Below are 23,335 nucleotides of genomic sequence, written 5' to 3'. Positions count from 1 at the left end.
CGTGACCCTACACCCGCTCCTCTCCACCACGTCCGGGTATGGTTTGCGGCCGCGGGGGCAGCGGCGCCGGGCGCAGGCTCGGATAGCCTTCCCGGGCAGGCGGCACGTCAGTGGGGATCTCCGCCAGCATTTCCTTCAGGATCGCCACACCCTGCTCCAATTGGGGGTCCACGCCCGCTGCATAGGCGTGCGGCGGGTATGGAACCTCGATGTCCGGCTCCACCCCGCGGTTCTCCACGCCGAAGCCCACACCCTGGGTGAACCAGAAAGCGTAGCGCGGCTGGGTGACCGATGTACCGTCCGCCAGGTCGAAGCGGCCGTCAACACCAACGACGCCGCCCCAGGTCCGGGTGCCGACTACCGGTCCGATTCCCCGCAGCTTGGCCACCTGCGTCACGATGTCACCGTCAGAACCGGCGAACTCATCGGTGAGGATCACGACCGGACCCCGGGGAGCCTGGTCCGGGTAGGTCCCGGCCTGCTCGCCCCGCGGGAGCATCCACGCGGTGACCTTCCTGCCGATGAGCTCTGCGACAAGCTGGGAGGTGTGGCCGCCACGGTTATGGCGGACGTCAATGACCAGTCCGTCCTTGGCCGCCTCGCTGTCCAGGTCACGGTGAAGCTGCGCCCATCCGCTGGCGACCATGTCCGGAATGTGGAGGTAGCCGAAGCCGCCGTCGGATGCTGCACGCACGGCCCGCCGGTTCGCGTTCACCCAATTCTGGTAACGCAGCCGCTCCTCGCTGCGCAGGGGAACGACGGCGATGCGCCGCTGTTGCGGGCCGTCCTCGCCTGAAGTGCGGACAACGGTCAGTTCCACCACGCGGCCGCCGGCGCCCACCAGCAGCGCGGCAGGTCCCTTGTCCGGCGGAACCGGCAGTCCGTCCACGGCAGTGATGATATCCCCGGGGCGAACGTCCGCCCCCGGAGCGCTCAGGGGCGAAATGGCCTTGGGATCAGACGACTCCGGGTCCAGGATGCGCACGACCTCCCAGCCGCCTGCACCCGGACGGAGGTCAGCGCCAAGGAATCCCTGCGCACCTCCCCCGGCTTCCGCGGCACCGGAGGCCGTAACGTACGCATGGGACGTGCCCAGTTCGCCGTGCAGCTCCCAGAGCAGGTCCACCAGGTCGTCATGCGAGCCCAGGTTCTGCACCAGAGGACGGTAACGGACGTGTACCTCGTCCCAGTCCAGTCCACCCATGTCCGGGGTCCAGAAGAACTCACGCTGCAGCCGCCACGCTTCGTCGAACGCCTGTCCCCAGACCTTCAGCGGCTCCAGCAGGACCCGGATCCTGGCCAGGTCAACGGTGACGTTCTCCGGGGAATCCTCGTCCGCCCGGGCACCGGCGGGAACGGCCCGCAGGCGGTGCTCGTTGCGCAGGACCACCGTGCCTGCGTCCTGGGAGAGTTCGTAGTCTTCCAGCGCAGGAACAAGAACGGAGACTTCCCTGGCCGCTACGTCGAAACGCTCCAGCCTCTTGCCCGGTGCCCGGTCCGAGGAATTGGCCCGTCCGTCGCCGGTGACGCCGTAGACGTCTTCGGCCAGCCACAGCAGGGCGCCCTCGGCTGCGCGCAGTTTGGTGTAACTGCCCTGGGGCACCGGAACCGCGATGAGCCGCTCTGCCAGCCGCTCCAGGTCAACGGCGGTTCCTGGTGCCTCTGCATCCTGCGGGTCGTCGGACTCCGTCTTGTCGGCAGCAGCTTCCTCCACCACGTGGGCGGCGGGGCCGAACGGCGAGTTGGTGCCGGCGGCAAGCGCCACGAGGAACGGCTTCGTGGAGGTGGGGAATCCCAGATCGAAGCCGTGGGTGTCATAGACGGGGTCGAAGCTGCGCTCAGACAGGAATGCGAGGAACTTTCCATCCGGGGTAAACGACGGGCTATGGTCATGGAACCTGCCGTCGGTGACGTCCGTGTTCGCGGTGTCGCTGCCGGACACTTCCCTTAGCCGGATCCTGCTGCGCGCTCCGTGGACGGTGACGGGCTCAGCCCAGGCCAGCCAGCGGGAATCAGGGCTGAATGCCAGGTCTGTTACGGCTCCGTGGCCGCTGTCTGCTAGCTCCACAAGCTGGGCGGTCCCTGCATCCAGGAGGTAGACCTTGCCGAACTCGGTGGCAACGGCCACAAGCCTGCCGTCCGGGCTGGGTACCAGCTGAGCTGTACGCGACGGTGCCGGGAAGGGAACCCGCACCAGTCCGGAACCGGCTGCCTTTTCCTGCGACGCGAGCACTGCCTCGGATGCACCCTGCGCAGGCGCTTCGGCGTTGTCCTGTCCTCCGGCGGGTGCAGCGGGGGGCGGAGCGGCTTCAGTGCTGCCAGCCGCGGGGCGGCTGACTGCCGAGACCGGGCGCGGCAGGTCACTCGCATCCGGCTCGGAGGCTGCCTGGGTGGCCGGTGACGGGGCAGGGACGGGAGCCGGGCGCACATCGCCGGCGGCCGGCAGGGACGCGAAGACATCCTTGATGAACAGTGCCTCTTCATTGTCCGGGTCCGCGACGTACACGGCACGGCCTCCCGGGAGCGGGCGTCCGAGCCGGGCGCGTACGCCCGGGGTTGCCTCAATGACCCGGGAGGGGCCGTCCTTGTGGGTGAGCCAGTGAAGAGTCCCATGGGTTTCCACGACGCTGGACTTCCCGCCGGCATCCGGGAATGCCGTACGGAGGTGCTGCGCCGCATTGAGCGGACGCGGCCGCCGGTTGGTCCCGGCCGAGCCCAGGGTGATGTCCAGCCGTTCCGCCTCGGCGTCGAGGGACGGGAGGACCCACAGCGCGCCCGCCGATTCGAAGATGATCCGGGTACCGTCGGATGAGGGGTGCCGGACGTAGAAGTCCTGGAAATCTGTGTGCCGGCGCAATCCGGTGCCGGCAGGCGTTACGGAGTAGATGTTGCCGTGACCCTCATGGTCGGAGAAGAAAGCGATCCTGCCATTGACCCACATCGGGTAGGCAAGGTTGCCGTCCAGCTCCGGAACCAGGCGCACAAACTCGCCGTTGCCATCGGCGTCGATCCAGAGCTTTCCGGCGGTTCCCCCGCGGTACCGCTTCCAGCGGGCGGGCTCGCGGCTGAGCACCGAACCGATGACCAGGGGCCGTTCGTCCCCGAGCACGGGCCCGTGGGCCAGGGTGTCCACCGGGCCGTAGGGAAGGCGCTGCGGCGCGGTTCCGTCCAGCGGCACCTCGTAGGCCCAGCGCAGCCGGAAGTCCTCGAACTCGAAGGGACTCGTTGCGATCACGGCCCCGCCCGGAGCGAACCCCCGAACCGTCGTGCTCTGGTTGCCCCAGAACGTGAGCTGGCGGAAGTCTCCTCCGTCAGTATCGGCGGTCACTACTTCAGGGGCAGATCCCTGCGTCACGCTCCAGGCGATCCTCGAACCGTCCGGTGAGAACTTCGGGTTCCGGGCTGGCAGCTGCAGGGAGGAAACCCGCCAGGCCCGGCCGCCGGAGACCGGCGCCACCCACACGTCGTCCTCAGCTACGAAGGTCACTCGGTCACCGTGCAGGTCAGGATAGCGAAGATACGGAGTTGAACTCATACCCCCGATCCTATCTTTTGGTGACCGAGGGCTCCTGAAGGCTTGCCGCCGCGGGCAGCACTGCGGCGATCCGCCAGCTGCCTCCGCTCCGCTGCAGCTCAAGAAGCACTTCCTGGCGCTGCTCCGCGCCGGGATCCGCGGCCTGGGTCCCGTCGCTGCGGACCTGTGTCCAGGCCGAGAGTTCAGCGGAGACCGCTATCCGGACGCGTTCCCCGGAAAGAGGGGACGCAGCGGAGGCATCCAGTACGGCTGCGGTGAGCCCCTCGAGACGCTCACCGCGTTCCTGCAGGGCCCTGACTGTTGTCAGGTCCGCCGCTTCCACCTCGGAGCCCGGCTGGTTGACCCATCCAAGAAGCTCCGGGTTTCCCGCGGCGAACGCCCGGGCCCGGAGCACGGGCAGCACTTTTGCCGCGGCCAGCGGATCATCTCCGGCAAGGACAGCCAGCTCCCCGGGTGTCGGTTCGGATTCACCCTGGGCAGGCTGCAGCTGCGCCGCCGGAGGTTCGGCCTGTGGAGGGCCTTCGGGGCCGGGACCGGTAGGGGCAGTCTCCTGGACCTGTCCTGCGGCGGGGACCGACCTAACGCCATCCGGGTGCAGCACCTCGGGCGCCAGGACCGCAATGGCTCCGAGCACCGCCGTAGCGCCCACCAGCAGGGCAGTCGCGATCAGCCAGCCGCCGGTCTTTCCGGCACCGCGGCGGGTCTTCCGTGCGCTGCCCCCGGGGGCTGCCCGCGTGCCCCGCAGCGGTTCTTCCCAGGGAGCCCGCGGGGAACGCCGCGCCTTCCGCTGCCCGGGGCTGCGCCTCCGCCGGGACCCGGCCGGGGGCGAGGTGCGGCGCGTGCGCAGTTCCGCGGCAATGCTGGGGTGCACGGCCGGGAGCAGGTCCAGCGGTTCCGGCGGGCAGGCCCGCAGCACGCGGGCGGCGAAGTCACCGGCCGCCGGCCGTAACTCCGGGGCCTCCTCCAGGGCCGAATCCACCAGGTCCCGCAGCGCCGGCGGGAGGTTCGGAAGCAGAACACTCAGCGGAAGGCGCAATCCGGGAACCAGAGGGCGGCCGGTGAGCATGAACCAGCCCAACGCACCCAGGGCGAACACGTCACCTGCGCGCCCCTCCCCCGGTTCCCCAGCCTGGAGCGCCGTCTCGGGTGCACTGAAGCCCGGAGTCCCGGTGCCTCCCCGTCCCGGTTCGGCCAGGAGCCTGCCCGTACCGAAGTCAGCCAGCAGCGGCTTGCCGTTGGCAGTGAACAGGACGTTGCCCGGAGATACATCTCCGTGAACTGCGCCGTCAGCGTGGAGGCAGTCGAGCGCACGCCCCACGGCGACGAGCACAGTGACCGTTTCTCCGGCGCTCAGGACTCCCCGGGCGGCCACAAGCCGGGCCAGGCTGTCACCGGGGGCGTACTCCAGCAGCAGTCCGTGGCCCTGGGACGTGGCCAGGACACCCTCGACGCCCAGCAGGTTCTCATGCCGGTATCTGGACAGGATGCCCAGCTCCCGGCGGATTTCAAAACCATCAGGCAGCGCATCCCGGCCGAGCGGCACCTTCAGGGCGTACCGTTTCCGGTCCACCGGCCGCTCCACCAGCCACACGGATGAGCTGCTGCCCTTCCCCAGGCAGCGGCCTACGTGCCACTGCGGATCAGGGAGTACCGGCCTGGGCGGGGAATCTTCTTCATCCTCTCCGGGTACGTCCGGGTCCTGGACCATTTGCATGCCGATATTTCTAGCCTCTTCGGCGCACTCACGCAGAAGTTATCCACAGGCCCGGCGAAACATGACGTGAATCATGCCCGCTTTCAGTCACAATCCCGGCTAGGGTAGCCGGTATGGATTTGCAGTTTCTGCGCGTGGGCCTTGCTCCGGACTACCTGGATTACCGGGAGGGGTGGGACCTCCAGCGCAGGGCCCACTCCGAGGTGAGGGACGGCAGCCGTCCGAACACCGTTTTCCTGCTCGAACACACGCCTGTTTACACGGCGGGCCGCCGCACCGAACCTCACGAGCGCCCTTTCGACGGCACGGAGGTTGTCAGTGTTGACCGTGGAGGCAAGCTCACCTGGCACGGCCCGGGGCAGCTCGTCGGGTACCCCATTCTCAAGCTGCCGGACCCCGTCCTGGTGGTGGACTATGTGGCTGCACTCGAGGAGGCGCTCATTGCGGTGCTGGCCGGCTACGGCGTCGAAGGCCGGCGCGTCGAGGGACGATCCGGAGTCTGGATCACCGGCGCGGACAACGCCCAGGACCGCAAGATAGCCGCCGTGGGGATCCGCGTGGACCACGGCGTCACCATGCACGGCTTCTCGCTGAACTGCAGCAACGACCTGGCACCCTACGCCCAGATCATCGCCTGCGGCATCACGGACGCCGGAACCACCTCCCTGAGCCAGGAAACAGGAACCCTGGTGACCCCCGCCGCCGTCGTGCAGCGGGTCGAGGAGGAACTCATGCGTACCCTCGGGGGGCTCACCAGCCGTCCCGGAGCCGCCGCGTCCGCACCAGCGGCCGCCGGCACAGTCGAAGAAACACAAGGAGCCGTGACGTGACACTTGCCCCCGAAGGCCGCCGCCTGCTGCGCATCGAGCAGCGAAACGTCGCCGTTCCGGTGGAGCGCAAGCCCGACTGGATCAAAGCCAAGGTGAACATCGGTCCCGAGTATGTGCACCTCAAGGGCCAGGTGAAGAAGGAAGGCCTCCATACGGTTTGCGAGGAAGCCGGATGCCCCAACATCTTCGAATGCTGGGAAGACAAGGAAGCCACTTTCCTCATCGGCGGCTCGGACTGTACCCGCCGCTGCGACTTCTGCCAGATCGACACCGGCAAGCCCTCTCCCCTGGACCGCATGGAACCGATGAAGGTTGCCCGGTCGGTCCAGTCGATGAACCTGCGCTACGCCACAGTCACCGGAGTAGCGCGCGATGACCTGGCGGACGAGGGCACCTGGCTGTATGCCGAAACGATCCGCCAGATCCATGCAGTGAACCCGGGAACCGGCGTCGAAATCCTGATTCCGGACTTCTCCGGCAAGCCCGAGCACATCCAGGCGATCTGCGACGCAGCCCCTGAAGTCTTCGCGCACAATGTGGAGACAGTGCCGCGGCTGTTCAAGCGGATCCGTCCCGCGTTCCGCTACGAGCGCTCCCTCGACGTCATCACCCAGGGCCAGGCGCTGGGGATGGTTACCAAGTCCAACCTGATCCTGGGCATGGGCGAGACGCGGGAGGAGATTTCCGGCGCGCTGCGGGACCTGCGCGACGCCGGCTGCGACCTGCTGACCATCACCCAGTACCTGCGCCCCAGCGAACGCCACCTGCCGGTTGACCGCTGGGTTAAGCCCGAGGAGTTCGTTGAACTGAGCGCCGAAGCCGAGGAACTTGGTTTCCTGGGCGTCATGAGCGGGCCCCTTGTCCGGTCCTCTTACCGTGCCGGCCGACTGTGGGCCGGCGCCATGCGGAAGAAGGGCAGGGTACTGCCGCCCAACCTGGCGCACATCGAAGACTCCGGGACCGCCGCCCAGGAGGCATCCGCCGTCCTGGCCCGGCAGTAATCCGGGCAACCTCCACCGTTCAGCGGCCCGGCGCTTTCTTCCTGTTGTCATCGGGAGAAAGCGCCGGGCCGTCATCACGTAGAATTGACGCATTATGGCCAACAGCACTGATTCCGACGCATCCAAGGGCGCCCGCCGCGGCCTCTTCTCCCGCAAGCCGAAGGCGGAAAAGAAGAACAAGCAGCCCGGCCGCATGAAACAGATCGCCGATGTCTTCAAAATGACCCGGCGCAACGATCCCAGTGTTATCTGGCGGATGGTTGGTGCCTTCCTCGGCATCATCGCCCTCGGCCTGATCATCGGGTTCCTGATCGACAACTGGATTACGATGCTCATCATCGCGATCCCGCTCGGTCTGCTGGCCGCCATGTTCATCCTCTCCCGCCGCGCGGAACGTGCCGCCTTTTCACAGATCGAAGGCCAGCCCGGCGCCTCCGGTGCTGCACTATCCGTCCTGCGCCGCGGCTGGATCCTCGAAGAGCAGCCGGTGGCCGTCAGCCCCCGCACCCAGGACGCAGTCTTCCGCGCGATTGGCCGCCCCGGCATTGTGCTGGTCACTGAAGGACCTGCCAACCGGGTCAAGGCCCTGGTGGACGGCGAACGCCGCAAGATGAACCGCATTGTTCCCAACGTGCCGGTCCACGTCATCCAGACCGGCCGCGGCGAAGGACAGGTTCCGCTGCAGCAGGTGGCCAAGAAGGTCAAGAAGCTGAAGAAGTCCCTCACCAAGCAGGAAGTCCAGGCGGTCAACAAGCGCCTCTCCGCGATTGGCCAGCGACTGCCCATCCCGAAGGGAATCGATCCATACAAGGCGCGCCCGGACCGCAAGGCAGCGCGCGGCCGCTAAGCCCACGCCAGATAAGGAACGCCCCCGGCAATCTGCCGGGGGCGTTCCTTATCTCGCATGCGGGCCTGCGACGGCGTTCAGCGTCCGTGCTTGACCTTGACGAGGACGGTTTTCATGGCCCGGTCGTGCAGGCCCCGCTGGTCGGCGTCGAATACCAGGGCCGGGATCACCAGGCAGAGGAGCAGGGTACGGACGACGCCGGCGAGGGGGCCGGCTGCGCTGCCGTCCAGTTTCTGGACCTGCAGGCTGAAGACACGGTGGCCGATGCTGTAACCCAGCAGGCCTACAAGCACGATTTGTTCAACCGCGAAGACCAGCAGAATCGAAAGCTCAGTGCCGCCGAAGAACGCGTAGGCAATGACCGAGGCGATCGCCCAGTCGATGACCAGCGCCCCAAGCCGGGGTCCGACCCGGGCAATGGAGCCCGGTCCGCCGGGCGGCCTTCCGAGGCGCCGGCCCGGCCAGCTGCCTTCGTCTGACGGGGGGCCTTCGAGCCATGAACCTAAGCTTCTTCTGTCAACCACCATTTAAGACTACCGGGTTGCCCGGAGCGCGTCCGACGGTTCGTGAAGCGCCTGATTATGCCTGTGGCGGGGCGCACAGGCTAGGGTGGAGGCAGGAGCACAGTGCACGTAACGTCGCCGAAACATTGGTGACACGGGCGGTTAATGGGCTGCTCCTAGACTATTTCCAGTTGCCGGATCCTGCGGGAATTCCCAGCTGGCGCACGGACAGGTCCACCGCCCGAGGCCTTCCAACCAAACATGTATAAGGAGCATAGACACGATGTTCAAGAATGCGGACGAGGTCCTCAAGTTCATCGCTGACGAAGATGTGAAGTTCGTTGACATCCGGTTCACCGACCTTCCCGGCGTGCAGCAGCACTTCAACGTTCCGGCCAAGTCCGTGGACGCCGACTTCTTCATCAACGGCCAGCTCTTCGATGGTTCCTCCATCCGCGGTTTCCAGGGAATCGCCGAGTCGGACATGCAGCTGATCCCCGACGTAACCACCGCTTTCCTTGATCCGTTCCGCATCGAGAAGACTCTTGCACTGAACTTCTCCATCGTGAACCCCCGCACCGGCGAGCCCTACCACCGCGATCCCCGCGGCGTAGCCGAGCGCGCCGAGGCCTACCTGGCTTCCACCGGCATCGCCGACACCGCGTTCTTCGCTCCCGAGGCCGAATTCTTCATCTTCGACAACGTCCAGTACGAGTCCGCCCCGCAGGGCAGCTTCTACAAGGTCGACTCCATCGAAGCTCCCTGGAACAGCGGCCGCGAGGAAGAAGGCGGCAACCTGGGCAACAAGACGCCGTTCAAGGGCGGCTACTTCCCCGTTGCGCCGGTGGACAAGCAGGCTGACCTGCGCGACGCCATCTGCGTGGAGCTGGACAACGCCGGCCTCGAGGTAGAGCGGTCCCACCACGAGGTGGGCGGCGCCGGCCAGGCCGAAATCAACTACAAGTTCACCACGCTGACCCACGCGGCTGATGACCTGATGAAGTTCAAGTACATCGTCAAGAACGTCGCAGATGCCTGGGGCAAGTCCGCCACCTTCATGCCCAAGCCGGTCTTCAACGACAACGGTTCGGGCATGCACTGCCACCAGTCGCTCTGGAACGGCGGCGAGCCGCTGTTCTACGACGAGAAGGGCTACGCAGGCCTTTCCGACGTCGCACGCTGGTACATTGGCGGCCTGCTGAAGCATGCCTCTGCCGTCCTGGCCTTCACCAACCCGACGGTGAACTCCTACCGTCGCCTGGTCAAGGGCTTCGAGGCTCCGGTGAACATGGTGTACTCGCAGGGCAACCGCTCCGCCGGTATCCGCATCCCGATCACCGGTTCCAACCCGAAGGCCAAGCGCATCGAGTTCCGCGCTCCGGACCCCTCGTCCAACCCGTACCTCGCCTTCGCCGCCCAGCTGATGGCAGGCCTCGATGGCATCAAGAACCGCATTGAGCCGGCAGACCCGATCGACAAGGACCTCTACGAGCTCCCGGCCGAGGAAGCCAAAGACATCCAGAAGGCACCGGGATCCCTCGAGGAAGCACTGGATGCACTCGAGGCAGACAACGAATTCCTGCAGGCAGGCGGTGTGTTCACCCAGGACATGATCGATGCCTGGATCACCTACAAGCGTGAGAACGAGATCTTCCCGCTCTCCCTGCGCCCGAACCCCTTCGAGTTCGAGCTCTACTACGGCGTCTAGCATCTCCTGCGGCTAACCCAGCCGCAGCCGAAAAGGCCCGCACAGCTGCTCCGGCAGCGGTGCGGGCCTTTTTTGTTTCCGTCGCCGGCGGGCATTGACCCTGCGGGAGTTCAGGTGGACGGTGGACCCATGCCCGGATCATTGCAGCCACTGTGGGACAGCCTCGCCTCCCAGGTTGAATCGGGGTGGTGCCCGGGACTCGCTGCGGGGGTACGCATCGGCGGCGAGACCGAAGTCAGGGCGTTCGGAACACTGGACGTGCAGGGGACCGAACCGGTCCTGCCCGGCACGCCGTTCCGCATCGCCTCACTGAGCAAGCTGGTCGGCGGTGCGCTGGCACTGGACCAGGTGGCGGAGGGCAGGCTGACCCTGGACGATGACATCTCGCGCTGGCTGCCCGGATTGGGAGACCTGCGGGTGCTGGCGTCGCCGGATGCCCCGCTCTCCGTCACCGTTCCGGTACGCGGGCCGGTAACGCTGCGGCACCTGCTGACCCTCACCGCCGGCTTCGGCATCGATTTCGGCGACACACCCTACTCCAGGGCCACCCGTGAACTGCTCTGGGGCCCCAATCCCCCGGATATGGACCCTGACACCTACCTGGCCCGTCTGGCGGAGCTTCCGCTTGCCGCCCAGCCGGGCCAGCGCTGGATGTACCACTCGGGCGCGGACCTGCTTTCGGTGCTGCTTGCCAAGATCGCCGGCAAACCCCTTTCGCAGCTGCTGGCGGAGCGGATTACCGGCCCGTTCGGCCTGGACGGCACCGGTTTCCCCACCGGTGAAGAAAATTTCCCTGCCGTCTATCAGGAGGAGGACGGGGCACTCGTGGAGGCCGGGGCCTACCGGGACGCCTTCAGCGCCCCGCCTCAGTTCGAATCCCTCGGCGGCGGCATGGTCTCCACCGTTCCGGACTATGTCGCCTTCCTGTCCGCGCTGACCGACGACGTGCTGCTCCCGGCTGGCACCGCAGCCTCGATGGCCGCCGATCATCTAACCGGGAGCCAGCGCGCCGGGCTCACCGAGATGGCCGGGCCCGGGCAGGGCTGGGGCTACATGACGGCCGTGCAGACCGAACCCGGTGCCGCCTGGTCCGAGCCCGGAATGTGGGGCTGGGCGGGAGGTTCCGGGACCAGCGCCGCCGTCTATCCGAACGGAGACATTGGTGTGGTTTTTACCCAGCGCCTTATGTCCGGCCCGCAGGACAGCTTTGACTGGTTCTGGGAACCCCTGGGCCGGGTGCGCGGTGCCCTCCGTTCCAGCGGCTAGCCACGGGCGCCCAACGCACGACGGCGGCGCCGCGCCTGGCCGTTGAGACCACGCACCGCACCGCCGTCGTCATGGACTGGGGTTCTAGAGGACCTTCGCCAGGAAGTCCTGCAGCCGCGGGGACTGCGGATTGCCGAACAGTGCCTCGGGGGCGTTTTCCTCCACGATGTGGCCGTCGGCCATGAAGACCACACGGTCCGCTACTTCACGGGCGAAGCCCATCTCATGGGTGACGACAACCATCGTCATGCCTTCCTTGGCCAGGTCACGGATGACCTGGAGAACCTCGCCGACCATTTCCGGGTCAAGGGCGGAGGTTGCCTCGTCAAAGAGCATGACGTCCGGCTTCATGGCCAGGGCACGGGCAATAGCCACACGCTGCTTCTGGCCGCCCGAGAGCTGCGCGGGGCGGGCATCAGCCTTGTCGGCAAGTCCCACCCGTTCCAGCAAGGCCAGGGCGTTCTTACGCACCTCTGCCTTGGAACCCTTCTTCAGTTCCACGGGTGCCAGCATGATGTTCTCCAGCACGGACATGTGCGGGAAGAGGTTGAAGTGCTGGAAGACCATGCCGATGTGCTGGCGGACCTTGTTCAGGTCAACCTTCGGATCGGTAAGGTCGAAGCCGTCTACGACGACTTTGCCGCCGGTAATGTCCTCGAGCTTGTTCAGGCAGCGGAGGAAGGTTGACTTGCCGGAACCGGACGGGCCAATCACGCAGACCACTTCGCCCTCGGCTACGGCAACGTCAAGGCCCTTCAGGACCTCGACCGGACCGTAGGACTTGCGCAGGCCGATGGTTTGGATCTTGCTCACTTGTTGAACCTCTTATCCAGGACGTCCGCCAGCTTGGTAAGCAGCGTGATGACGATGAAGTACAGGGCGGCGACGATGATCAGTACCTCTGCGGTACGGAAGTTCACCGCGTAGACCTGCTGTGCCTGGTACGTCAGTTCCGCGAAGCCGATGACGGCAAGCAGCGACGTGTCCTTCAGCGTAATGACGAATTGGTTGATGAAGGACGGCGTCATGATCTTCACGGCCTGCGGAATAACGATCTTCTGCATCGTCTTGCCGTAGCCAAGGCCAAGGCTCCGGGCTGCTTCCATCTGGCCGGGGTCCACGGACTGGATGCCGCCGCGGACAATCTCGGTCATGTAGGCACCGGCGTTGAGGCTCAGCGTCAGGACACCGGCAGTCAGCACGTCAACCGGCTGGCCGATGATCTGCGGCAGGCCGAAGTAGAAGAAGAACGCCTGCACCAGCACCGGGGTGCCGCGGAAGATCGATACGTAGGTGGTGGCGATGCCGCGCAGCACCACCTTGGAGCTGACCTTGAAGAATCCGAAGATCACGCCCAGGATCAGCGCGAAGAACAGGGACAGCGCGGTCGCCAGCAGCGTCAGGCCGAGGCCCTTGGCGAAGGCGGGCGCGTTGTCGGTAACCAGGGACCAGAAGCTTGAATCAGCCGCACCAGCGTCCAGGTAACGGTCAAGGATCTCGTCGTATTCGCCCGATTCCCGCAGGTCTGCAAGGCCGGCGTTGAACGCCTCGAGCAGTTCGGGGTTGGTGTCCGCGTTCACGGCGAAACCGTAGGAGGAACCAACTTCCTTTTCGGTGACGGTCTTCAGGCCGTTGCCGGACTTGATGCCGTACGCAAGGACCGGGTAATCGTCGAAGACGGCTACGGAGGAGCCGGCCTTGACGTCGTCGTACATCTGCGCCGACTGGGCGAAGGCGACGACCTCGAAGCCGTACTGGTCCTTGATGGAGTCCGCGAAGGCCTGGCCTTCGGTGCCCGTCTTGACGGCTACCCGCTTACCCTCAAGGTCTTCGTAGCCGGAGACGTCGTTGTTGTTCTCCGCGACGGCCATCTGGATACCGGACTCAAAGTACGGGTCGGAGAAGTCGAAGACCTTCTGGCGTTCTTCGGTGATGGACATGCCGGCAATCACGCCGTCCACCTGGTTGGACTGCAGCGCCTGAAGCGCAGCATCGAAGCCGAGGGAGCGGATCTCAACCGAGAAGCCCTGGTCTTCGGCAATTGCGTTCATCAGGTCGATGTCGATACCGACCAGTTCGCCGTTCTCCCGGAATTCGAAAGGCGCGAAGGTAGTGTCAGTACCGATCGTGTAGGTCTTGCCGGCCGCCCCACCGGCGTCCGGGGAGGTGGCCGCGAAGGCCCCGGATGCGGGAATTCCCAGCAGCAGCGCAACCGCTGCCAGCAGGGAGGTGAGGGGAACCGCGAGTGAGGCGGGGCCCTTAGGCACCCGTTTGCCACTGTGCAAAGTAAACATCTCCTAGCTAATGGTTCGCGGCGATGCGCAGCAAACGCCATCAAAAAGCCTACTAGGAAAGCGGGCACTGAAATTACCGAAGGGCCTCCAAACGGGCCTCAACCCACCCCGTAGCCGTAGAACCAGCGTTCAAAAACGCCGCGTGCCCGGCGGGTGATCCGGAGGTAGTCTTCCTCCAAAACAGCGCCCTGACCAGCGTCGTAGCCGCACCAGCGGGCAACGGCCTCCAATTCCCGGCGCGAAGATGGCAGCACATCCGGGTTCCTGCCGCCCCGAATCACATTTGCACAACGGATCCGGCTGGCCAGCAGCCAGCTCTCCCGCAGGACGGCCGTATCCTGCTCCGGAAGGAAGCCGGCCCCGGCCAGGGCATCCAGCGCAGGAAGGGTGGCCGTGGTGCGCAGGGCCGGGTATGCGTGCGCATGCTGGAGCTGCAGGAGCTGGACGAGCCACTCGACGTCGCTGAGCCCGCCGCGCCCCAGCTTGAGCTGCCGGGACGGATCCGCTCCGCGCGGCAGCCTTTCGGATTCAACCCGGGCCTTGATTCGGCGGATCTCCCGGACGTCGGACTCGGCGAAGTTCTCCGGATAGCGGATCGGATCGACCAGGGACAGGAAGTCTTCTCCCAGCCGGTCGTCTCCGGCCATCGGCCGGGCCCGCAGCAATGCCTGCGCTTCCCAGGCCAGCGACCACCGCTCGTAGTACCCGGCGTAGGAATCGAGGCTGCGCACCAGCGGCCCCTGCCGGCCTTCCGGCCGCAGGGCGGCGTCGAGCTCCAGCACCCGTTCAGCCTGGACGGCCGGACGGCACGGCTGCTGCAGCAGCGAGGAAACCAGCTGGACGATCTTCTCTGCCTGTCCCTGGGCCGCCTGCGCGTCGGCTCCGGGCAGCGGCCGGTGCACGTAGAGCACGTCGGCGTCGGATCCGTAGCCGATTTCGCGTCCGCCCTGCCGTCCCATGGCCACCACAAGTACGTCGGTGAGCTGTTCCTCCCCGGCGTAGACCTCGTTCTCAGCCACATGCAGCGTGCCGAGGACTGCGGCACGGTCATTGTCTGACAGGGCCCGGCCCACTTCCTCCTGGCTCAGCAGGCCAGCGCTGTCCGCCAGGGCGATACGCAGCATCTCCCGGCGGCGGATCAGCCGGATCAGCCGGACAGCTTCGGCGGGACGCGGATGCCGGGACATCTTGGCGCGCATTTCCTGCCAGAGCGAATCAAAGCTGGACGGCTGAAGGTCCTTGTCCGTTCCCAGCCAGGCAGTGGATTCGGGCGAAACCTCGAGCAGCTCACTGATGAACCGGGAGGACGTGAGGATCTGGCAGAGCCGCTCCCCCGCGGCCGAGGAGTCACGGATCATGCCCAGGAACCAGTGGCTGTCGCCGAGGGATTCGCTGAGCCTGCGGAAGCCGAGCAGCCCGGCGTCTGGATCCACGCCGTCGCCCAGCCAGCCCAGCAGCACCGGGAGGAGCTGGCGCTGCAGGGCGGCCCGGCGGCTAATGCCGTTGGTCAGGGCCTCGATGTGCTTCATCGCGCCGCGCGGGTCGGCGTAGCCCAGGGCCGCGAGCCGGGCCTGGGCGGCCTCCGGGCTGAGCCGCACCTCGGCCTCGGAAAGGTTCGCTGCGGTAGCCAGCAGAGGTCGGTAGAAGATCGCCTCGTGCAGGCGCCGTACCAGCCGCTTGGTCCGCTGCCAGGTTTCCAGCAGCCGCTCGGCGCTGGGACGGACCAGCGCCAGCGCACCTGCCGAAGACTTCGACAGGGCGCGCAGGGCCGGCTCGGATTCGGGCATAAGGTGGGTCCGGCGCATGTGCACCATCTGGATCCGGTGCTCCAGGACCCGCAGGTAGCGGTATGCCGCGTCGAGGTCCGCCGCGTCGCCGCGGCCGATGTAGCCGCCCTCGCTCAGCGCTGCGATGGCGGCCGTGGTGGTGCGGACCCGCAGCGTCTCGTCGATCCTGCCGTGTACCAGCTGCAGCAGCTGCACGGTGAACTCGACGTCCCGCAGCCCGCCCTTGCCGAGCTTGATCTGCCGGTTCTCCTCGTGGGACGGAATGTGGTCCGTGACGCGGCGCCGCATTGCCTGGACGGACTCAACGAATCCGTCACGCTCCGAACTGGACCAGATCAGCGGGGCCACGGCATCTTCGTAGCGCCGTCCCAGCGCCGCGTCTCCGGCCACGGCACGGGCCTTGAGCAGGGCCTGGAACTCCCAGGTCTGCGCCCACCGCCGGTAGTAGTTCAGGTGGGAGTCCAGCGTACGGACCAGCGGACCGTCCTTACCCTCGGGCCGCAGGTTGGCGTCAACCTCCCACAGGCCCGGTTCCGGGGCCGAGGCGTTGATGACCCGCGAGATTCCCGCCGCCATCGCGGTGCCGATCCGTCCGGCGAGGGACTCGTCCAGGTCCGGTGCGTCGATCACGTAGATGACGTCGACGTCGGAAATGTAGTTGAGCTCGCTTGCACCGCACTTACCCATGCCGATCACGGCCAGGCGCACCGCAGCGACGTCGGCCGCGTCAAACGCGCCCTCCGCCAGCTCGGCGCGGGACACCGCCAGCGCTGCCTCCAGGGCTGCCCCGGCCAGGTCTGCCAGTTCGCGCCCGACGGCGGGCATGGTGTCTTCCGGCGATGCAGCGCCCAGATCCCGGATCGCCAGGTCGAGAAGGTGGCGCCGGTACCTGGTGCGCAGCTGCACGTACGCTTCCGGGCCGGTCAGGCGGGCCACGGGATTCGGACCGGAGCCTGCCTGCACCGACTCCAGCAGCGAGGCACGCAGCGTGCGGGCGGGAACCTGCCCCGGCTCGGCACGCAGTCCAGTGTGGAAGAGCTCCGCGTTCTCCGGGTGCCGCATGACGAATTCGGCAAGCGCCTCGGACGCCCCGAGCACCCGGAAAAGCGCTTCGCCTTCTTCCTGCTCCCCGGCAACCAGCTCGGCGAGGGAAGGAATCCGGTCGAGCAGCCGAACCAGGGACTGCAGCGCCATGTCAGGGTTCGCTGACCGGACGAACCCGGAGAAGAGCCGCTCCTGGTCCATCCCGGCGAGTTCCGGCGCGGCCAGGAACCGTTCGCTTTTCTCAAGGTCGGTGAATCCGGCGGCGATCAGGCGTCTGGTCAGGCTCATCGGCAATCGGCTTCCGTTAGAGAATGCTGAGGTTCTTCTTCAGCTCGAAGGCGGTGACCTGCTGGCGGTATTCATTCCAGTCGGCCTGCTTGTTGCGCAGGAAGTTCTCGAAGACCTGTTCGCCCAGGATCTCCGCCACCAGCTCCGAGTCCTCCATGACGCGGATGGCGTCGTGGAGGCTGGAGGGAAGCGGTGCGTGCCCCATGGCGCGCCGCTCAGCAGCGCTCAGCGACTCGATGTCATCCTCGGCTCCCGGCGGCAGCTCGTAGCCTTCCTCGATGCCCTTCAGGCCGGCGCCCAGAAGGACGGCGTAGGAGAGGTAGGGATTGGCCGCCGAATCGATGCCGCGGTATTCGATCCGCGCAGACTGTCCCTTGCCCGGCTTGTACAGCGGCACGCGCAGCAGGGCAGAGCGGTTGTTGTGGCCCCAGGACAGGTAGCTGGGTGCCTCTCCCCCGCCCCAGAGCCGCTTGTAGGAGTTCACGAACTGGTTGGTCACGGCGGTGAACTCCGGCGCGTGGCGCAGGATTCCGGCCATGAACTGGCGTGCCGTGGCAGAGAGCTGGAACTCGGCGCCGGCCTCGAAGAACGCATTGGTGTCGCCCTCGAACAGGGAGAAGTGCGTGTGCATGCCCGAGCCCGGGTGGTCGGAGAAAGGCTTCGGCATAAAGGTTGCGTAGCAGTCAGTCATCAGGGCGACTTCCTTGACCACGGTGCGGAACGTCATGATGTTGTCCGCGGTCTGCAGGGCGTCCGCGTAGCGCAGGTCGATTTCGTTCTGGCCGGGGCCCGCCTCATGGTGGCTGAACTCGACGGAGATGCCCACGGCTTCCAGCATTGACACCGCCGTGCGGCGGAAGTCCTGGGCCACGCCGCCGGGAACGTGGTCGAAGTAGCCGGCGCGGTCCACCGGGACCGGCTCGCCGTCGGGACCCGGCTGGTCCGACTTCAGCAGGTAGAACTCGATCTCCGGGTGGGTGTAGCAGGTGAAGCCCATGTCCGCGGCCTTCGCCAGCTGCCGCTTGAGCACGTAGCGGGGATCCGCAGCCGAAGGCTGGCCATCCGGGGTGAGGATGTCGCAGAACATCCGGGAGGTCTGCTCCTCGTCACCGCGCCACGGCAGGATCTGGAACGTGGAGGGGTCCGGCTGGGCCAGCATGTCCGACTCGAAGATCCGGGCCAGTCCCTCGATCGAGGAACCGTCAAAGCCAAGGCCCTCGTCGAACGCGCCTTCCACTTCCGCCGGTGCCAGGGCCACTGACTTCATCGAACCCACAACATCCGTGAACCACAGCCGCACGAACCGCACGTCGCGTTCTTCGATCGTACGCAGAACGAATTCCTGCTGGCGGTTCATGCTTAACCTCTTTCGCTGTACTTCGCTTTGGCGGTTCCGGATCGGGCGTCCTGCGGGCTCCCGACGGCAGCGTCCGGCCGCTGGGGCCATGCTGCTGGGCAGGCTCGCTCGGCAGTGCGCGCAGCCTGCAATTACTCTACCCAGCCAACTGCCCTTTTACGGCCCAGGAGCGGGTGTGCCTTCCGCACATTACGCGCAGGACATAAAGCCGGTCCGGCCCGGCCGGCCCAACGTTTAGTAGTCTCGAAGAATGACCAGCGCTGAACAGCCCAAACCGTACGGCACCGAACAAAGCAAGGCACCGGTGCCGCCGCGGCGGGTACGCACCTCCTACCTCCAGCAGCTCAAGGACACCGGCGGCAGGTTCGCCATGCTCACGGCCTATGACCAGTACACCGCGCAGATCTTCGACGAGGCGGGCATTGAGACCCTCCTGATCGGTGACTCTGCGGCCAACAACGTGATGGGGCACGAAACAACGCTGCCCATCACGCTGGACGAGATGATCGTCTTCGCCAAATCGGTTTCCGCCGGTGCAAAGCGCGCACTGATTGTCTGCGACCTGCCATTTGGTTCCTACGAGGTGTCCCCGGCCCAGGCCATCGAGTCCTCGGTGCGGCTGATGAAGGAAGCCGGTGTGCAGGCCGTGAAGATGGAAGGCGGCGCGCACTACGCGGACCACGTCCGCGCCATGACGGCCGCCGGCATTCCGGTGATGGCGCACGTCGGCTTCACTCCGCAGAGCGAGCACGCACTGGGCGGCTACAAAGTGCAGGGACGCGGCGACGCGGCGCAGGCGGTAATTGACGATGCCACGGCCCTGGCCGACGCGGGCGCGTTCTGCGTGCTGATGGAAATGGTTCCTGCCGATGTCGCGGCAGCAGTTGACGCGGCCGTGCGCGTTCCGACCATTGGCATCGGCGCCGGAAACGCCACCACGGGTCAGGTTCTCGTGTGGCAGGACATGGCGGGGATGCGCGGGGGCAAGGCTCCCAGGTTCGTCAAGGCCTTTGCTGACGTTCGCTCGGTACTGTCGACCGCTGCCCGTGAATATGCGGACGAGGTTCGCAGCGGCACGTTCCCGGGCCCGGAGCACAGCTTCTAGCAGCTGCGGACGGGCGGCCGCAGCCGCCCGTCCGTTCAGGCCCTAGTCGTCGTCCTGCTTGTCCCAGGCCTCGTTGCGCGCCTGCACCTTCTGCAGCGCGGCAGCGGCCTCCTCGCGGGTCTGGTACGGCCCCAGCAGCTTCGTCCAGTCCGACTGCGGGCCCACCTCGACTTCATGGGTCTGTACGTTGAACCAGTACTCTGCCATTGGCCCTCCTCAGTCTCGGCCCCGGATCCCGTGCGGGCCTCCGGGGATGTTCAGCCAACGTCCCATGCAGGAGCACGTAACGCTGGCGATAAGATCGATAGTATGCCCCAGAATATTGCCACCGCACCCCTTGGCCGCCTGCAGCCGGGAACGGTCTCTCCCCGCCGGCACGTGCCGGCGTCGATAGCCCGCCCCGAATACGTGGACAGGGATGCACCCGCAAAATTCACCGGCTCGGAAGTGAAGTCCGCGGAAACCATCGAGAAGATCCGCGTCGCCAGCCGCATCGCGGCCCAGGCCATCGTGGAGGTCGGTACCCGCATTGAACCCGGCGTCACCACCGATGAGCTGGACCGGGTTGCCCATGAATTCCTGCTGGACCACAACGCCTACCCGTCCACACTGGGCTACCGGCACTTCCCCAAGTCAATCTGCACCTCCATCAACGAGGTCATCTGCCACGGCATCCCGGACAGCACCGTCATCCAGGAGGGGGACATCGTCAACGTGGACATCACCGCGTACATCAACGGGGTGCACGGCGACACCAACTACACCTTCCTCGCCGGCAACGTGGACGAAGAGTCCCGGCTCCTGGTTGAACGCACCTCCGAATCGCTCCGGCGCGCCATCAAGGCGGTGATGCCCGGACGGGAAATCAACGTGATCGGCCGCGCCATCGAGTCATATGCCCGGCGCTTCGGCTACGGTGTGGTCCGTGACTTCACCGGACACGGTGTGGGAGAGGCCTTCCACACCGGGCTGATAATCCCGCATTACGACGCCGCACCGGCCTACAGCCGCCTCATCGAAACCGGAATGGTGTTTACCATTGAGCCTATGCTCACTCTCGGGACCATTGAGTGGGACATGTGGGAAGACAACTGGACCGTGGTCACGAAGGACCGCAAGCGAACCGCCCAGTTTGAACACACCCTGCTCGTCACCGATGACGGCGCCGAAATCCTGACCCTGCCCTAGGGCACCGCCTAGCACTGGAGAACCATGGCCAAGAAGCATAAGAACAAGCACGACGCCGTCATTGGCATCGACATCGGCGGCACGGGCATCAAGGGCGGCATTGTCGACCTCGCCAAGGGCAAGCTCATCGGTGAGCGCTTCCGCATCCCGACGCCGCAGCCCGCCACCCCGGAGGCCGTCGCCGGCGTCGTCGGCCAGATCGTCGCCGAACTCTCCGCCCGCCCGGACGGGCCGGGCCCTGAGGTTCCCGTTGGCGTAACCTTCCCGGCCATCATCCAGCACGGCGTGGCCCGTTCCGCGGCCAACGTGGACAAGAGCTGGGTGGACACCGACGTCGACGCCCTACTGACCAAGGCGCTGAACCGCGAAGTGCAGGTCATGAACGACGCCGATGCCGCCGGCCTGGCTGAAGCACGCTACGGCGCAGGACGAGGCGTAGACGGCACGGTGCTGGTCATCACCCTCGGCACCGGGATCGGATCGGCACTGATCTCCAACGGCGCGCTGGTCCCCAACGCCGAACTGGGGCACCTGGAAGTCGACGGCGTTGACGCCGAAACCAAGGCGTCCGCCTCCGCACGCGAACGCGACGACATCAGCTGGGAAGAGTACGCCAAGCGCCTGCAGCGCTACTTCTCCCACGTCGAGTTCCTCTTCTCCCCCGACCTGTTCGTGATCGGCGGCGGCATCTCCAAGCGCAGCGAGGACTTCCTCCCCCTGCTGGACCTGCGCACCCCCATGGTCACGGCCAACCTGAAGAACAACGCGGGAATCGTCGGGGCCGCACTGCAGGCCGCCCTGCACTTCAAGTACATCAAGTAGCTCCTCCCCTCAATCGAGATCGCAGAAAGTGCCCGTTAGAACGTTCTAACGGGCACTTTCTGCTATGTCGATGAAGGGGGCGCCTACTGGGCGGTGAGCGGCCGCTGGGCGCCGGCCGGAACTCCACCGGCGCGGGCGGACTCGGCGCGCAGCGCGGCGATCGCCGTTTCGAAGTCCTCCAGCGAGTCGAAGGACTGGTACACGCTGGCGAAGCGCAGATACGCCACCTGGTCCAGCTTCTGCAGCGGCTGCAGGATGGCCAGCCCCACCTCGTGGGCCTGGATCTCCGCGACGCCGGATGCCCGGATGGTTTCCTCCACCTCCTGGGCGAGCAGGGCCAGGTCATCCTCGCTGACGGGACGGCCCTGGCAGGCTTTCCGTGCCCCGTTGATGACCTTGCTGCGGCTGAACGGCTCGGCCACGCCGGAGCGCTTGATGACGCTCAGGCTGGTTGTCTCCACGGTGCTGAACCGGCGTCCGCATTCGGGACACTGCCGGCGGCGGCGAATCGCGGACCCGTCGTCAGCCAGGCGGCTGTCCACAACCCGCGAATCGGCGTTGCGGCAATACGGACAGTACATTCATCGGTCCTTTCACACGCGGGCGGCGGGCTTGACGCCCTCATTCTAGGTCCCCGCTCCGCCGGCTCGTCGCCGGCCGGGCAGGGAGCTGCTATTCGGCGAAGCGGATGCTCACGGCGTCGCCGTGGGCCGGCAGGTCCTCCGCGCGCGAGAGTGCGACGACGTGCCCGCTGACTTCCTCCAGGGCGTTCCGGCCGTAGTCGATCACCTGGATGGCGCGCATGAAGGTGGTGACGTTGAGTCCGGAGGAGAATGCCGACGTTCCGGCGGTGGGAAGCACATGGTTGGACCCGGAGCAGTAGTCTCCCAGGCTCACCGGGCTGTAGCTGCCCACGAAAATCGCCCCGGCATTCGTGACCCGTCCGGCCACTGCATTTGCGTCCGCGGTATGGATTTCAAGGTGCTCGGCACCGTAGGCATTGCAGACGGCAATGCCATCCGCCAGCGAGTCCACCAGGACGACGGCGGACTGCGCGCCGGCCAGTGCCGTGCGAACACGCTCGGTGTGCTTGGTTGCCGGGACCTGGACGTCCAGTTCGGTCCGGACCGCTTCAGCCAGTTCCGGCGAGTCCGTCACCAGCACGGACGCGGCATTGGGGTCGTGCTCGGCCTGGCTGATGAGATCCGCGGCAACGAACTTCGGTTCGGCTGCCGCATCGGCGAGGACCGCGATCTCGGTGGGTCCGGCTTCAGCATCAATGCCGACTACGCCTTTGACCAGGCGCTTGGCCGTTGCCACAAAGACGTTGCCGGGACCGGTGACCACGTCCACCGGTTCCAGCGCGGGGCCGGCTTCGCTTTCCTCGATGCCGTAGGCGAGGGCAGCGATCGCCTGGGCACCGCCCATGGCGTACACCTCTTCGATTCCCAGCAGCTCGGCTGCCGCGAGGATGGTGGGGTGCGGAAGGCCGCCGAATTCCTTCTGCGGCGGAGACGTCAGGGCGAGTGAAGCCACCCCCGCAGCCTGGGCCGGCACCACGTTCATGACAACGGAGGACGGGTATACGGCCAGTCCGCCCGGAACGTAGAGGCCTACACGGTTGACCGGCACCCACCGGTGGGTGACCTTCGCGCCGTCCGCAATGTCCACCTCGACGTCGGCCGGGCGCTGGGCGGCCGCGAACATCCGCGCACGGCGGATCGATTCCTCGAGTCCGGAGCGGACGGCGGGGTCCAGGTTCTCCAGGGCCTCGATGAGTGCCCGGCGCGGAACCCGCGGATGGTCCTGGCGTACGCCGTCGAACTTTTCCGCCAGCTCCGACAGGGCGGCGAACCCGCGGGAGCGGACATCCGTGATGATGGCTGCAACCGCGTCGAAAGCCACGTCGGTAGTGGTTTCCGCCCGCGGCATCACTGCCTTCAGCTGCGCAGGAGTATGGGTCCTGCCGCGCAGGTCGATGGTACGCAGGGAGGCAAAGGGCTGGCCGGTTTGTTCAGCTGCGGAGAAAGTCACAGCCCCATTCTA

The 23,335-nt window shown here is 66.4% G+C and carries 18 protein-coding genes; 8 read left to right on the top strand and 10 right to left on the bottom strand.

What is annotated here, in order from left to right:
- Nucleotides 1-7 precede the first annotated feature (7 nt).
- Nucleotides 8-3,535, bottom strand: coding sequence for a S41 family peptidase (locus GD628_RS07450; RefSeq protein ID WP_152274303.1), 3,528 nt, complete (start codon nucleotides 3,533-3,535; stop codon nucleotides 8-10).
- Between the two features lie 10 nt (nucleotides 3,536-3,545).
- Nucleotides 3,546-5,249: a serine/threonine protein kinase gene (locus GD628_RS07445; RefSeq protein WP_152274302.1), complete on the bottom strand. Its 1,704-nt coding sequence runs from the start codon at nucleotides 5,247-5,249 to the stop codon at nucleotides 3,546-3,548.
- A 113-nt stretch (nucleotides 5,250-5,362) separates the two neighbouring features.
- Between GD628_RS07445 and lipB the strand changes: the two genes are divergently transcribed.
- The 3 genes from lipB (at nucleotide 5,363) to GD628_RS07430 (ending at nucleotide 7,927) form a co-directional block, all read left to right on the top strand.
- Nucleotides 5,363-6,079, top strand: a complete 717-nt coding sequence (gene lipB, locus GD628_RS07440) for a lipoyl(octanoyl) transferase LipB (protein ID WP_152274301.1) — start codon at nucleotides 5,363-5,365, stop codon at nucleotides 6,077-6,079.
- Nucleotides 6,076-7,080: a lipoyl synthase gene (gene lipA, locus GD628_RS07435; RefSeq protein ID WP_091605583.1), complete on the top strand. Its 1,005-nt coding sequence runs from the start codon at nucleotides 6,076-6,078 to the stop codon at nucleotides 7,078-7,080. The genes lipB and lipA overlap by 4 nt, the downstream gene beginning before the upstream one ends.
- 94 nt (nucleotides 7,081-7,174) lie before the next feature.
- Nucleotides 7,175-7,927, top strand: coding sequence for a DUF4191 domain-containing protein (locus GD628_RS07430; RefSeq protein ID WP_091605586.1), 753 nt, complete (start codon nucleotides 7,175-7,177; stop codon nucleotides 7,925-7,927).
- Between the two features lie 77 nt (nucleotides 7,928-8,004).
- Here GD628_RS07430 and GD628_RS07425 read toward each other — a convergent pair whose 3' ends face one another.
- Nucleotides 8,005-8,451 carry an RDD family protein gene (locus GD628_RS07425; protein WP_091605591.1) on the bottom strand — a complete coding sequence of 149 codons (447 nt, stop codon included), beginning with the start codon at nucleotides 8,449-8,451 and terminating at the stop codon, nucleotides 8,005-8,007.
- Between the two features lie 262 nt (nucleotides 8,452-8,713).
- Here GD628_RS07425 and glnA point away from each other — a divergent pair, with 262 nt between their 5' ends.
- Both glnA and GD628_RS07415 read left to right on the top strand, forming a co-directional pair.
- Entirely contained in the window at nucleotides 8,714-10,138 is a 1,425-nt protein-coding gene (glnA, locus tag GD628_RS07420) for a type I glutamate--ammonia ligase (protein WP_091605594.1), read from the top strand.
- 129 nt (nucleotides 10,139-10,267) lie between these two features.
- The gene (locus GD628_RS07415) at nucleotides 10,268-11,404 is read left to right on the top strand and encodes a serine hydrolase domain-containing protein (protein ID WP_152274300.1); all 1,137 of its coding nucleotides are present in this window, start codon (nucleotides 10,268-10,270) and stop codon (nucleotides 11,402-11,404) included.
- Between the two features lie 84 nt (nucleotides 11,405-11,488).
- Here GD628_RS07415 and GD628_RS07410 read toward each other — a convergent pair whose 3' ends face one another.
- The 4 genes from GD628_RS07410 to GD628_RS07395 form a co-directional block, all read right to left on the bottom strand.
- Nucleotides 11,489-12,217 (bottom strand): amino acid ABC transporter ATP-binding protein, encoded by a 729-nt coding sequence (locus GD628_RS07410; RefSeq protein WP_152274299.1) that lies wholly within the window; start codon nucleotides 12,215-12,217, stop codon nucleotides 11,489-11,491.
- Nucleotides 12,214-13,671, bottom strand: a complete 1,458-nt coding sequence (locus GD628_RS07405; protein WP_377956258.1) for an amino acid ABC transporter substrate-binding protein/permease — start codon at nucleotides 13,669-13,671, stop codon at nucleotides 12,214-12,216. Before GD628_RS07405 ends, GD628_RS07410 begins: the two co-directional genes overlap by 4 nt.
- 125 nt (nucleotides 13,672-13,796) lie before the next feature.
- The gene (locus GD628_RS07400) at nucleotides 13,797-16,817 is read right to left on the bottom strand and encodes a bifunctional [glutamine synthetase] adenylyltransferase/[glutamine synthetase]-adenylyl-L-tyrosine phosphorylase (protein ID WP_152274298.1); all 3,021 of its coding nucleotides are present in this window, start codon (nucleotides 16,815-16,817) and stop codon (nucleotides 13,797-13,799) included.
- Nucleotides 16,818-16,833: 16 nt separating this feature from the next.
- Nucleotides 16,834-18,174, bottom strand: a complete 1,341-nt coding sequence (locus GD628_RS07395) for a glutamine synthetase family protein (RefSeq protein ID WP_091605607.1) — start codon at nucleotides 18,172-18,174, stop codon at nucleotides 16,834-16,836.
- A 250-nt stretch (nucleotides 18,175-18,424) separates the two neighbouring features.
- On the opposite strand from GD628_RS07395, the gene panB reads away from it, so the two are divergent.
- On the top strand, nucleotides 18,425-19,279 hold the full coding sequence (gene panB / locus GD628_RS07390) for a 3-methyl-2-oxobutanoate hydroxymethyltransferase (RefSeq protein ID WP_152274297.1): 855 nt from the start codon (nucleotides 18,425-18,427) through the stop codon (nucleotides 19,277-19,279).
- A gap of 42 nt (nucleotides 19,280-19,321) precedes the next feature.
- Here the strand turns inward: panB and GD628_RS07385 are convergent, their stop codons facing one another.
- Nucleotides 19,322-19,486 carry an SPOR domain-containing protein gene (locus GD628_RS07385; RefSeq protein ID WP_141653674.1) on the bottom strand — a complete coding sequence of 55 codons (165 nt, stop codon included), beginning with the start codon at nucleotides 19,484-19,486 and terminating at the stop codon, nucleotides 19,322-19,324.
- Nucleotides 19,487-19,588: 102 nt separating this feature from the next.
- Between GD628_RS07385 and map the strand changes: the two genes are divergently transcribed.
- A complete protein-coding gene (gene map, locus GD628_RS07380) occupies nucleotides 19,589-20,467 on the top strand; it encodes a type I methionyl aminopeptidase (protein ID WP_152274296.1) in 879 nt (292 codons plus the stop codon).
- 24 nt (nucleotides 20,468-20,491) lie between these two features.
- Complete coding sequence (gene ppgK / locus GD628_RS07375) at nucleotides 20,492-21,289, top strand: polyphosphate--glucose phosphotransferase (RefSeq protein WP_091605615.1); 798 nt, start codon at nucleotides 20,492-20,494, stop codon at nucleotides 21,287-21,289.
- Nucleotides 21,290-21,372: 83 nt separating this feature from the next.
- On the opposite strand, the gene nrdR is transcribed toward ppgK, so the two are convergent.
- Nucleotides 21,373-21,870, bottom strand: coding sequence for a transcriptional regulator NrdR (nrdR, locus tag GD628_RS07370; protein WP_091605618.1), 498 nt, complete (start codon nucleotides 21,868-21,870; stop codon nucleotides 21,373-21,375).
- Nucleotides 21,871-21,961: 91 nt separating this feature from the next.
- Nucleotides 21,962-23,323, bottom strand: a complete 1,362-nt coding sequence (gene hisD / locus GD628_RS07365) for a histidinol dehydrogenase (RefSeq protein WP_226802398.1) — start codon at nucleotides 23,321-23,323, stop codon at nucleotides 21,962-21,964.
- Nucleotides 23,324-23,335 lie beyond the last annotated feature (12 nt).

Origin of the sequence: Arthrobacter koreensis, from assembly GCF_009193255.1 — a bacterium.
Classification (GTDB): Bacteria; Actinomycetota; Actinomycetes; order Actinomycetales; family Micrococcaceae; genus Arthrobacter_B; species Arthrobacter_B koreensis.
The sequence above is the reverse complement of the archived record's forward strand: the minus strand, read 5'-3'. Positions and strand labels throughout refer to the sequence as shown.